Below are 12938 nucleotides of genomic sequence, written 5' to 3' on the forward strand. Positions count from 1 at the left end.
CAAACTACATTCCTGAATACCTTCACGGCAGCAAACTCTTCTCCATTGCTTACTGCATCTCAGCGCTGTAAACGGCTCGTCTTATGCTACAGAACTACCTGAAAATCGCCTTGCGTAATCTCGCCCGCCGACGATTCTACGCCTTTGTCACGCTGCTCGGTCTGACGGTCGGCATTACATTTCTGTTGCTGATTGGCAGCTACATTCAGGGCGAACTGGCGGTAAACAAAAGCCTGCGCCATGCCAGTCAGCAGTACCTGGTACAGAGCCATTGGAAAGAAGCTACCATGGGTATGGATATTACGACGCTATCCCCCATTGGCCCAACACTCAGGCAGCTCTACCCGAACCTGGTAGCCAATTATTACCGGTTCTATGGGATAACCTGCCTTATATCGAACGGCCAGAAACACTTCCGGGAAAGTGTCCAGGTAAGCGACTCGACGATGTTGCCCATGTTTGGCTTCCCGATGCTTTACGGCGACCCGCAAACAGCTCTCCGCGATCCAAACTCCATTGTGATTACAGCCACCCTTGCCAATAAATTTTTCGGCAAAACCGATGTTCTCCAACAACAGCTAACGGTGCAGACAACCGTAGGCGGCAACCAGGTATTTACGGTGACGGGCGTATTGCAGGACCTGGCAAAGAATAGTGTTACGCATCTGTTAGCCCTGCCGAATCAGGTGTTTATTCCCATGCGCAACGTGGGCTACTTTGCCTCCGCCGACGGGATAAACTCCTGGCAGAACCAGTACATCCCCAACTACCTGGAGCTACAGCCGGGCGTCACGCCCGATCAGCTAACCCAACCAATTGCCACCGTGCTGGCTATGCATGCACCACCGGGTTTCAAGGAAAATCTGCAAGTCTCCCTCGGTCCGCTAAAGACGCTTTATTTAAAAGCCCAGAATGGTCTGGTTGAAAAAATGGTGCTGACACTGACCCTCATTGCTATTTTCATCCTGCTAATGGCCGTGGTTAATTTCGTCAATATCACCATCGGTATTTCGGCAAACCGTTTGCGGGAAATTGGCGTCAGGAAAGCACTGGGCGGGTTAAAACGGCAATTGATTGGTCAGTTTCTGGCCGAAGCGCTGCTGTTAACTACCGGCGCTACGGTACTGGCGCTGGGCTGCCACGAACTGTTTCGGCCCATGTTCTCAGATCTGTTCGAGCGGCCCATTCCGTCCCTGATTACGTGGTCGCCAGCTGCTTTTGCGGGCCTGGCGGGTGGCGTATTCGTGGTTGCGCTTTTGGCGGGCGGCTACCCGGCGTTTGTACTGTCGAGTATGCCCTCCATTGAATCCCTCAGGGGTAAGCTGACGGCATCGATACAGAAGGGGGTTGGCTTTCGACGGGCGCTGATCGTGTTTCAGTTTACAGTGGCCATTTTCGTATTTGTGGGAGCCCTGGTGATCAGTCGGCAGGTTGCCTATTTTTTCAGCAAGGATTTAGGGTATCAGAAAGACCAGATTCTGACGGTGGCCTCCGTTCCCCGCGACTGGTCGAAAGCGGGTATACAACGGATGGAGGGTGTTCGGGAGCAGCTGAGTCGACTTCCGGGGGTGAGCGAAGCTAGCTTTTCGTTCGAAATTCCGGATGGTCGAAGCAGTGGCAGTGGCCAGTTGTTCCGGCCCGGTCGCGACAGTACGCAGGCAACAACCGTTGATGTGCTGACCACCGATGAGCACTTTGCGCAAACGTATGGGCTCCGGTTGCAGGCAGGGCAGTTTTTCTACGCCAACGGGGGTGGATATGACTCTACGCGCGTAGTAATCAACGAATCGGCGGCCAAAGCGCTGGGCTGGTCGAACCCGGCCAACGCGATTGGCCAGCTTGTCCGGTTGCAGGGCGGGAGTTTTACGTGTCGGGTGGGTGGTGTTCTCAGGGATTTTCATTTTGGTTCGCTGCACCAGACGATCAATCCGCTCATCCTTTTCCACGCCCGGGCAAATCCCATTTACCGCTATTTCTCCTTCAAGCTCAAACCGGGCAACCGGCTTTCCGAAACGGTGGCGTCGATTGGTCAGGAATGGGCACGGCTTTTCCCCGATGCGCCGTTTGAGTATTCATTTATGGACGATACGCTTCAGAAACTTTACCAAACCGAGCAGCAGCTCCAGAAAGCCTCCCGGATGGCCACAACACTGGCCCTGATCATTGTCTTACTGGGCGTGCTGGGACTGGTATCGCTGAATGTGACCCGCCGAACGAAAGAGATCGGCATTCGGAAAGTGCTGGGCGCGTCGACGCCGGGCATCATCGGGTTGTTTCTGAAGGAGTTTGTGCCGATTCTGTTGATTGCCAATGTCATCGCCTGGCCCGTCGCCTATTATTTGCTATCGGACTGGCTCACCCATTTCGCCTACCGCACCGATTTGTCGTGGTTCCCTTTTGTGTTGGTCGCCGTGGTGCTGGCTTTGCTAACGGGAGCCGTGATCAGTGCCCAGGCTCTGCGGGCGGCCGGTATGAATCCGGTGAAGAGTTTACGAACGGAGTGACCAACGTACCTACGGGACGGGCCGCGTTCCGTAGGTCCGTTGGCAGCTACGAAAACTGATTCAAATCCAGTTGCAGGATGTCGGAGAAGGAGGTTGACTGGGTTAATCCGCCATCGCCTTTGGTGTAACGAAACCAGAGAGCCAGCCACATAATCGTACACAAATCCTTCCCGAATGCCGTAATCATCCGATTCGGGTAGCGTAATCACTTTCTTGAGGTCTTTACGAAGACCGTCAGAATGACAGATCTCGATAATAAGGTGGGTTAAGCGAGCTTCATTATTATATAGGATCAAATCGGGAACGGGGCTTGCCTGCCCATCATCGAGCATAGTTTCGGGCAGTGGTTCTGGCTGAATAGCATGATCGCGGTAGAATAGAGGGCCAGGCCCTGAATTTAGTTTAGAAATGACCCTTTGATGCGCTTTAGGGCCATAAACGCTCAGGTCGTCATGCACGAGTGCAAAGTCAAAGGTGCCTGCATTATACATAGTGCCAAAAAGATGTAAACAACTCTAACGGAAAAGTGATGTTTCGTTCTTACCTCAAAATCGCTCTGCGTAACCTCCGTTCGCAACGCAGCTATACCCTGCTGAACGTCATTGGCCTGACCATCGGCATGGCGGGTGGCCTGCTCATCTTCCTGTTTATCCGGCATCACCTGAGCGTTGACCGATACCACGCCAAGTTCGACCGTATGTACCGGATCGTGCTGGACCTTCACCTCGATGATGGGTCTGTTGAGCACTATCCAGAAGCCCCGCTACCCATGGCGAAAGCCCTGCGTACCGACTATTCGCAGGTGGAGCAGGCGGCTTTTCTGGCGGTAAACCGATCCCTGACGGTTCGTATTCAACAACCCGGCCAGACGGCACCCCGTCTCTTTCTGGAGCACGACGGCACGGCCCTCGCCGAAGGTGAATTGTTTCAGATCTTCGATTACCAATGGCTGGCCGGTAATCCAAAAACAGCCCTGCTGGCACCCAACACCCTTGTGTTGACGGCGTCATGGGCCAAACGCTACTTTGGCAATAGCAACCCCATAGGTCAGATCATCGAACTCAACCATAAAGTCAACGCGACCGTAACAGGCCTCATCGCCGATCCAGCACAGCCAACCGACACGCACATTGGCTTGTTTATTTCCATGCCTACCATCCGCCAGCTCGACCCCGAGTTTAACGTGAATGAATGGGGGCAGTTGAGCAGCACATACCGGCTGTATTGCACGCTGAAAGACAACGCACCGGCCACGGCCCGGCAACTGGAAGTCAGCTTCCCGGCGCTGTCGAAAAAGCACTTTGGCGACGTGGCAAACGTCTTTCGCTTTCACATCCAACCGCTGGCCGATGTGCATTTCGATGTAGATCGGGTGGGGGGTGTTATCCGGCGGTCGTTGATCTGGTCGCTGGGATTGATCGGCGTATTTTTGATTCTGACGGCCTGTATCAATTTTGTCAATCTGGCCACGGCACAGGCATTTCGACGGAGCAAAGAAGTGGGCGTTCGCAAAACACTGGGGAGTTCGCGCGCGCAACTGGCGTGGCAGTTTCTGCTGGAAACCAGCCTGATTGTGGTCATGGCTACAGGGCTGGCCGTCCTGCTGGCATCGCTGAGTTTGCCGCTCTTCAGCAACTGGGTTCACCTTCCACTCGCCTTTGCGCCCGATGCACCGATGCTCCTGTTTGTTGGTCTGTTGATGGCTATTGTCGTGTTGCTGGCGGGCGGCTACCCGGCGTTTGTCTTGTCGGGTTTTAGTCCAAAGGCGAGTCTGCAAGGTAAACTCACAACCTCGGTGGATGGGTACTCACTACGGCAAGGGCTGGTCGTGCTACAGTTTGTGGTTTGCCAGGCGCTGCTGGTTGGCGCGTTGGTGGTGATGCGTCAAATGCAGTTTATCCGACAAACCGACCTGGGATTCCAGCCGGACAACGTGCTGATTGTCAACCTCCCTCTTTCCGGGCAAAAATCATTTCAGGCCTTCAAAAGCGAACTGAGCCAATACCCCGACATCAAGGCAGTAACCTTACAATACCGGCCGCCTTCTGCCAGCGTCATGAACGGCGGCTCCTTTAAATTTGGCCCCGGAAAGGACTGGATCAGCTTCCCGGTCCGCGAGCGACTCGCCGACGCTGATTACCTGAAAACCTACAATTTACAGTTGGTGGCGGGTCGAAACATCGTCGAAGGGGATTCGATTCGGGAATACGTTATCAACGAATCCCTACTTCATAAACTCGGCTTCCGTGACCCACAGGCTATTCTCGGCAAACGGATGCAATACTATCTCTCGTCGGTGCCGCTGCCCATTGTGGGCGTCGTTAAAGATTTCCACCAGCGGTCGCTGCATGAAGCCATAGACCCCTGTTTTATCGCGTCGTTTCCCGACATGTATAAGCAGGTCGGCATTCGAATTTCCGGGGCATCGTCAACGCAAACGCTGGCGCATATCCGAAGCGTCTGGCAACGGCTATACCCAACCGATGTCTTCGAACACGAATTTCTGAACGATCAACTCGCGCAGTTTTACGAGACCGAAACCACCATTTCGCAACTTGTCAACGTGTTCGCGCTGATGGCGATGGTCATTTGCGGACTTGGACTGTATGGGCTCGTTGCGTTCACGGTGGGGCAGCGCACCAAAGAAATCGGCATCCGGAAAGTATTGGGTGCATCCATCGCCAGCCTTGTTGGGCTGCTCTCCAAAGACTTTCTGAAGCTCGTACTGGTCGCGATTGTTCTGGCTTCCCCCCTGGCCTGGTGGGCCATGACGAAATGGCTGCAGGACTTTGCCTACAAAACTGATATCGCCTGGTGGGTCTTCGCGCTGGCGGGTGGACTGGCGGTGAGTATCGCCCTGCTAACGGTGAGTTTTCAAAGTGTGAAAGCGGCCTTGATGAACCCCGTGAAATCATTACGGTCGGAATAAACAGGCGTCCGTGTGTAGAGACAAGGTATGTATGCCTTGTCTCTACACACGGACGTTCCTACAGGATCAAAACTGTTTCAAATAGCTGATCTTGGCGATGGCGTGATCTTCGGTTTGGGTTCGTTGCTGTAGATTCTGGAAACCGCGGTGGTTGAGCACTACGTACACATACGACAGCGGCTGGTACTCCCATGAGAGCCGGATGTTGTAATTCTGCGACTGGTTTTCAGAATTTCGCTGATAAAACCCGATCAGTTGAAGGCGGGGGTTGAGCGCAAATCGCCCTTCGATGGAATACAGGTCGACGGTTGCGTTGGTTTTTTCTTCGCCCACCTCAACGAAGCGGTTCCGGTTAAAACGCCCCGACAGCGAGAAATGCGGGATAGGCGCAAACTGCACCGTCCAGTCGCCCGAGTTCAGCTTCCCACCGAAATAGGTTCCCCAGTTATAGATGGTCTGAACATTCAGGATACGCGAAGGATCGGTGCTGGCGTAGATCTGGTGACGCACGTAGTTGAACTGGCCCGTTTGAATTTTGACGCCCAACGGCTCAAACACCTCCGTAAGCTGCTGATAGGTGGGCGTGATGCTATACCCGAAATAGGCCCCGCTCTGCAGATTCAGCCAGACCGGGTAGACCGTCCAGGTGCGTTCGATGAGTTTGCCGGTGGAAGCCTGGTGGTAAAACTCCGGAAAAACGCTCGGCTCCCAGGCCCTCAGCCACTTTTTGAACGGCAAGCGCTTGCCCCGATACCACCAGAAGACGCCGGGCGTGGTGGCGATAACGTCGTTGCGCGAGACAAACCCCAGTTCCGGATCATAATCTTTGGTAACAATAGACTGGGTCCACCAGACTTTGAACTGGTTGCTCACATAGAAATACTGCGCATAGGCCGAAAAGCCCTGTTTTCCCGTTCGGGCCGAAGTGGAGTAAGACGCCAGTGTGTTAAGCGAGTGTGATTCGCCGAGCCGGAAAAAGCCGTCTATCGTACCAACGATGTTCGAGCCGTCGGGTCTATCTTTCACCGTCAGCAAGCCCCCGATATGGTGCTGTTTCCCGAAATTCTCCGAGAAACGGCCCACAAAAAAGTTCGTAGCGGGTGTATCGCCAACACCCCGCTGCCGCATCAGAATGGCACCAATGTTTCGCTTCAGGGAGCGGTACACAAACCGACCACCTACGTCGATTGGAATGGGATTGCCCGTATCGTCCAGACCGATCCGGCGGCTGAAAAACGGCTGAATGCGCATATTGCCGCCCGATTCATCCAGATTCCGGCTGATACCCACACCAAACAACGAGGCATTTTCCAGAAAGAACTGGCGTCGTTCGGGGAAAAACACCGAAAACCGACTTACGTTATTGACCTGCCGGTCAGCGTCGGCCTGGGCAAAATCCGTGTTAGCAGTCAGGTCGAGCACAGTATTGGGATTAATGGCCCACTTGAGTTCGCCCCCAAACTTAATTTTTGCTTCTTCGGGTTTTACGGACGCATCGAAGCCAGTATACCGGTCATAAGACGTCAGGACATACGGTTGTATGCGGATATTCGGTTTAGGTGGTGGCGGCTGTAAATTGACCAGCATGCCTGCATAATCCATCCGGAATGACGAAAACGAACGCGGATACGGCGAAAACGCCGAAATTTCGTTCGTGAGCCGCCGGTTCCGGTACATATTGAACCCCCAATTCTGCACCGCTTCGGTTGTTTTCGGGTAGCGCAGTGTTTGCCACGGAATGGCTATTTCGGCCACCCAGCCCGAATCACTGCGCGTAGTACGCACCCGCCACAGGCCGTCCCAGTCGAAATCATAATAGATATCGTCGAAGGACAGAAAATCGCGCTGCACGCCATAGGGGTTGGTGGCAAAGGCCATCGCATTACGCCGGTCGTTGAACCCATCGAACGAGAGGTTGACCAGATCGTGTTGCATGTAGTTAAAATCGCGCTTGAAATCGGTGGCCCGGATGGCTTTCTTACCCAAAGAATCCCGCAGGAAAATGCCGAAATACAGAAACTGTTTGTTGTACAGCACCCGTACATCCGTCTGGTGATTGGGACTTTTTCCCTGATACGGCTCAATCTGGATAAAGCCGGGCGACGGTTTGGTTTTCTTCCATTCGACGTCGTTCAATAGCCCTTCAACCTTCAGGGACGATGTAATCTGCACCGCTTCAATTACCCGCCTAACCGAATCAGGTTTGAAAATGGTGGCATCCTGGGCAAATGAGTAAAAGGGAATTAATACTAATAGCGTAGAGAGTCTTTTCATTGACAGCAATTTGTGCCTGCAAAATTCTGTAAAATGCTCAATTATATAGTCTTTGAACCGGGATTTATGTGATTTTCCTGACGGACTATGATTTAATGAGATCGCTTGCTGTGAAAGCAAAAATCATAGCCTATCAAAAAAATCACATAAATCCCGGCGGGGCCGCCCGCGCGGTCAGACATTGTCCGCAACTGTACGCCCAGCGTCCGTTTGCGGACACTTCTCGCTAACTCACGATCACTATTCGACTAATTACCAACCACTTAACAAACTGGTACGGCATTTGGCACAGGGTACAGCGTACCCTGCTCAACTCTGCCTGATTATGCTGCGAAACTATTTTCTTATCGCCTTTCGCAACTTGCGGAAACACAAATCATTCAGTTTTATCAACATTACGGGCGTTGCCGTGGGGCTGGCGTGTTTCCTGCTCATTGCGCTCTATGTACAGGATGAACTGAGCTACGACCGCTACAATACGAATGCCGACCGGACGTATCGCCTGACGCGCACGTTCCTCTCGTCGGAAGGCACCGCTTCGCTGCGGCTGGCGCAGGCGGCACCACCTTTTGGCCCGCTCATCAAGCAGGATTTTCCCGAAGCCGAGCAGGTTGTACGAACGATTGACAACGGCGGTCTGGTAAAATACGGCGAGCACTCGTTCAACGAGGAGGATATGTTTTTTGCCGAAGCGAATCTGTTCAAGGTATTTGATTTTGACCTTGTCAGCGGCAACCCCGATCAGGCTCTGGTCAATCCGTTTTCGATCATGTTCTCCCGGCCAATGGCAGAGAAATATTTTGGTCAGCAGAACCCGGTGGGTAAAACCGTTCGGCTGAATAACCAGTTCGACCTGACCGTTACGGGCGTTTTTGAGCCGCTGCCCGCCCAATCGCATTTTCACCCCAGCTTTCTGGTCTCATTCTCTACCTTCAACGACAACCGCGTTTATGGAGCCGAACAGCTTCGCACCAGTTGGAGCAACAACGCATTCAATACGTATGTGCTGCTAAAGCCCAACGGCAATCCACACCGGATGGAAGCGGCTTTCCCGGCGTTTCAGGACAAATATGTGCCCGCCGAGGAAGGGCGGAAAGCGTCCGCTTTCTCGGTGCTGAACCTCCAAAAACTCACCGATATTCACCTGAAGTCGCATACCGATTCGGAGATAGAACCCACCGGCGACATGAGTTATATCTATCTGTTTTCGGCCATTGGTTTATTCATTCTGCTCATTGCCTGCATCAATTATATGAATCTGGCAACAGCCCGGTCGGCGGGGCGGGCCAAAGAGGTTGGGATGCGCAAGGTTGTAGGGGCTTTGCGCTCCCAGCTTATTGGGCAGTTTTTGAGCGAGTCGATTCTGGTGGTGACCTTCTCATTGTTCATTGCCATCGGGCTGGTGCTGCTTTGTTTGCCTGTGCTGAACGAGTTTACGCAAAAGCACATGGCGTTTAGCCAGCTGCTTGACCCTGTTTTTTTAAGTGTTCTCATTGGTATTACCTTGCTCACCGGCCTGGTGGCGGGTAGTTACCCAGCGTTCTTCCTCACCTCCTTCCGGCCATTGGGCGTGCTGAAAGGGCAGATTGCCTCGACCATGCGGACGGGCAAACTACGGCAGGTGTTGGTCATTACGCAGTTCGCCATTGCCATTGCGCTCATTATCAGCACAGCCGTCGTCTATAACCAGATGAAATACATTCAGGATTATCGACTGGGCTACGCGAAGGATCAGGTCCTGCTCCTCTCTGACATTGGTGATTCGACAACGAATTACGAAACGCTCAAACAGCAGCTCGTTCGAACGGGTGCCGTGCGCGACATGGGCCGATCGTCGCGGGTACCGTCGGGGCGGTTGCTGGATTCGTACGGCGGCATGGCGATGAAAGGCGACAGCATGGCCCCTGTCAAAATTAACCTGCGGGGACTGCGGGTCGATTATGATTTCATTCCGGCTTATCAGATCAGCATGGCCGCCGGACGCAACTTCTCCCGCGACTACTCCACCGATACGTCGATGGTCGTGCTGAACGAAACGGCCGCCCGGCAGTTGGGCTGGACACCCGAGCAGGCCATCGGAAAACCGTTTCAGTATGGCCCCGCCAAAGGGCAGATCATTGGTGTCACGAAAGATTACCATTTTGAATCCCTGCACCAGCAGGTGGCGGCACTGGCTATGATTCTGACCCCTCGCCAGCTCAACTGGATCTCGATACCACTCAAAGGAAACGTTACCGCCAGCACCCAACAGGTTGAATCCGTCTGGAAACAATATTTCCCTCAGCGTCCCTTCGATTATCAGTTTCTGGATACGCGGTTCGACCGGCTCTACGCCCGCGAGCAAACGCAGCAGACGCTGTTCAGCATTTTCGCGGGGGTGGCTATCCTGATTTCCTGTCTGGGACTATTTGGCCTGTCGATGTTTATGGCGGAACAGCGCACCAAAGAGATCGGCATTCGGAAAGTGCTGGGCGCGACGGAAGCGAGTCTGGTGGCTATGTTCTCTCAGGACTTCATGAAACTGGTGTTGATCGCCTTACTGATTGCCTCGCCCATTGCCTGGTACGCCATGCACACCTGGCTCAGCGACTTCGCCTACCGCACCGACATTCATTGGTGGGTATTCCTGCTGGCTGGTGGCCTGACGGTATTAATCGCCCTGCTGACAGTCAGTTTCCAGAGCGTGAAAGCTGCATTGATGAATCCGGTGAAATCATTAAAAACGGAGTAGGGGGAGAAAAGGGACGAGAGGGAGGAAATGGATTGCTGACGCCAAGCTACTCCATCCTCCCTCTCCTCCATCCTCGCTCTCCTCCCCTACTCCTCTTTACCCCATGCTACGAAACTATCTCAAAATCGCCTTCCGCAACCTGACCCGAAACAAAGCTTTTTCGGTCATTAACCTGCTCGGTCTGTCTACAGGCATCACCGTATGCCTGATGATTTTCCTGTTCATCAGCAATGAGTTCAGCGTCGATAATTTCCACAAAAATGGAAAAAGCATCTACCGCGTGATGCGCGGCATCGAGAATGAAGGCAAAGAGATTGGGGTCTCTTATCTGTCGGGGCCATATGCACCGGCTTTGCTAACTGACTTTAAAGGGCAGATCACCCAGGCCGTGCGGGTAAACCCGACCGATGCGCTGGTCAGTGCGCAGGACAAGTCGTTTCATGAACGCAAAATCATTGATGTCGACCCTAACTTTTTCACCCTGTTCTCCTTCCCGTTGCTGAAAGGGGACCCGGCAACGGTTTTGACAGAGCCCGCCAGCGTTGTACTCACCGAAGCGACCGCCCAAAAGTATTTTGGCAGCATCGACAAGGCGATGGGCCAGATTATTAAAGTCGACAAAAATCTGCCGCTTAAAGTCACCGGTATTGCCCAGGATGTGCCCGCCAATTCGCACCTGGATTTCGATCTGGTGATACCGCTGGCGAACTACAAAGACCGGAGCTACATGAACGTCTGGATCAACAATGGTCTGTACACTTATGTGCAGCTAGCTCCAACGGTCAGTAAAGAACAGGTTGAACGAAACTTCCCGCGCTTCATGGACAAACACATGGGGCAACTCATGAAGCAGGCAGGTTATCATTTCAAGCTGTCGCTCACCCCCATGGAGGCCATTTACTTTGAACAATCGGCCTTCGACAGTGTGAAGCACGGCGACAAAAAAGTCGTCTATATCTTTCTGTCGATTGCCATCCTCATTTTGCTGGTGGCCTGCATCAATTTCATGAACCTGAGCACAGTGCGGGCAGTGGAGCGATCGAAGGAAATTGGCGTTCGGAAAGTGCTGGGCGCCTTCAAAACGCATCTGGTATGGCAGTTCATTGGCGAGTCGGTGCTACTAGCAACGTTCTCAAGCCTGATGGCACTGGGCTTGCTGGCCCTGGCCTTTCCCTTCTACAAAGAGTTGCTGGGTTACCCCCTGAATCTGGCCGTTTATGCCGGGCCGATCGTGCTGTTTCTCATCGCCATCATCGGGCTGGTAGGTTTCCTGTCGGGGAGTTACCCGGCCTTTGTGCTGGCAGCCTTTTCGCCCATCCAGGCGTTGAAGGGCAAGTTGCGGATGGGTAAAGGCGGCACGTCGCTGAGGCAGATACTGGTGGTCGTGCAGTTCAGCATCTCGATACTCCTCATGCTCGGAACAGCTATCGGTACCCAGCAAATGAGCTACCTTAAAAACAAACAGCTCGGGTACCATAAAGAGCAGACCCTCGTCGTCCCCATCGACAACGACGACATCTATATGTTCTTCCTGAGGCATAAACAGGAACTCTTGACCCAAAGCCGGGTGGAGGCCGTTTCGATGATGTCGGGTGAGCCGGGCGGTTTTTTCGATGGGCATATGTTCGACGTCGAAGCGCATCCTGACCGATGGAAATCCCGGACGGAGTTTGCCGATTTCGACTATGTAAAGACCCTTGGCTTGAAAGTAATTGCCGGTCGCGACTTTTCGGCACAGTACCCTTCCGACACCACCCGTGCGGCTCTGATTAACCGCACGGCGGCCGCCCGGCTCGGCTGGACACCCAAAGATGCCGTTGGCAAATGGCTGAAAAACACCTTACGGGATAGCACGAACCGCACGATCATTGGCGTCGTCGAAGACTTTAATTTCCTTTCCCTGAAAGCAGGCATCGAACCTCTGGTGATCTCCCCCGCCGACGACCGACGGGCGGCTCTGATCAGGCTGAGTCCGGGCAACTTGTCCGCTACGGTCGAAGCCATCCAGCGGTTATACGCCCAAACGCGCCCGGCCTATCCGTTTGAGTACCATTTTCTGGATCAGAAGTTCGACCAGCTGTACCAGGCCGACCTGCGTCAACAAACGATTATGCGCGTTTTTGCGGGGCTGGCCATTTTTATCGCTTGTCTGGGTTTGTTTGGGCTGGCTTCTTTCTCGGCCCAGCAGCGCACCAAAGAGATCGGCGTCCGCAAAGTATTGGGTGCATCGGTGGGCAGTATTGTCAACCTGCTTTCCGGCGATTTTCTGAAACCGGTAGGCATTGCCATTCTCATTGCCAGCCCTATTGCGTGGTATGCAATGAATGAGTGGCTGCAAAATTTTGCGTACCGCGTCGACCTGTCGTGGTGGATCTTTGCCCTAGTCGGCTTGCTGGCGGTGGGTATCGCCTTGCTGACGGTCAGTTTCCAGAGCATCAAAGCGGCCTTAATGAACCCGGTGAAATCATTAAAAACGGAGTAAAGGGAGGAAGGAGGAAAG

At 53.5% G+C, this 12938-nt stretch carries 6 protein-coding genes; 4 read left to right on the forward strand and 2 right to left on the reverse strand.

From position 1 onward, the window contains the following. Positions 1-83 precede the first annotated feature (83 nt). Positions 84-2504 carry an ABC transporter permease gene (locus tag ACYVK4_RS02600; RefSeq protein ID WP_461125927.1) on the forward strand — a complete coding sequence of 807 codons (2421 nt, stop codon included), beginning with the start codon at positions 84-86 and terminating at the stop codon, positions 2502-2504. Positions 2505-2550: 46 nt separating this feature from the next. Here ACYVK4_RS02600 and ACYVK4_RS02605 read toward each other — a convergent pair whose 3' ends face one another. Continuing rightward, the gene (locus ACYVK4_RS02605; RefSeq protein ID WP_461125928.1) at positions 2551-2691 is read right to left on the reverse strand and encodes a hypothetical protein; all 141 of its coding nucleotides are present in this window, start codon (positions 2689-2691) and stop codon (positions 2551-2553) included. A gap of 342 nt (positions 2692-3033) precedes the next feature. Between ACYVK4_RS02605 and ACYVK4_RS02610 the strand changes: the two genes are divergently transcribed. Then, positions 3034-5433, forward strand: a complete 2400-nt coding sequence (locus tag ACYVK4_RS02610; RefSeq protein ID WP_461125929.1) for an ABC transporter permease — start codon at positions 3034-3036, stop codon at positions 5431-5433. A gap of 66 nt (positions 5434-5499) precedes the next feature. On the opposite strand, the gene ACYVK4_RS02615 is transcribed toward ACYVK4_RS02610, so the two are convergent. Continuing rightward, positions 5500-7707 (reverse strand): carbohydrate binding family 9 domain-containing protein, encoded by a 2208-nt coding sequence (locus ACYVK4_RS02615; RefSeq protein WP_461125930.1) that lies wholly within the window; start codon positions 7705-7707, stop codon positions 5500-5502. 325 nt (positions 7708-8032) lie between these two features. Here ACYVK4_RS02615 and ACYVK4_RS02620 point away from each other — a divergent pair, with 325 nt between their 5' ends. Further along, positions 8033-10438, forward strand: coding sequence for an ABC transporter permease (locus tag ACYVK4_RS02620; RefSeq protein ID WP_461125931.1), 2406 nt, complete (start codon positions 8033-8035; stop codon positions 10436-10438). 103 nt (positions 10439-10541) lie between these two features. Next, on the forward strand, positions 10542-12920 hold the full coding sequence (locus ACYVK4_RS02625) for an ABC transporter permease (protein ID WP_461125932.1): 2379 nt from the start codon (positions 10542-10544) through the stop codon (positions 12918-12920). The last annotated feature ends 18 nt before the right edge of the window (positions 12921-12938 follow it).

This window comes from Spirosoma aerophilum (genome assembly GCF_054782495.1).

Coding starts and splice junctions, on each gene's coding strand:
- ACYVK4_RS02615 (WP_461125930.1), bottom strand. CDS start 7,707: ATGAAAAGACTCTCTACGCTATTAGTATTAATTCCCTTTTACTCATTT.
- ACYVK4_RS02610 (WP_461125929.1), top strand. CDS start 3,034: ATGTTTCGTTCTTACCTCAAAATCGCTCTGCGTAACCTCCGTTCGCAA.
- ACYVK4_RS02605 (WP_461125928.1), bottom strand. CDS start 2,691: ATGATTACGGCATTCGGGAAGGATTTGTGTACGATTATGTGGCTGGCT.
- ACYVK4_RS02625 (WP_461125932.1), top strand. CDS start 10,542: ATGCTACGAAACTATCTCAAAATCGCCTTCCGCAACCTGACCCGAAAC.
- ACYVK4_RS02620 (WP_461125931.1), top strand. CDS start 8,033: ATGCTGCGAAACTATTTTCTTATCGCCTTTCGCAACTTGCGGAAACAC.
- ACYVK4_RS02600 (WP_461125927.1), top strand. CDS start 84: ATGCTACAGAACTACCTGAAAATCGCCTTGCGTAATCTCGCCCGCCGA.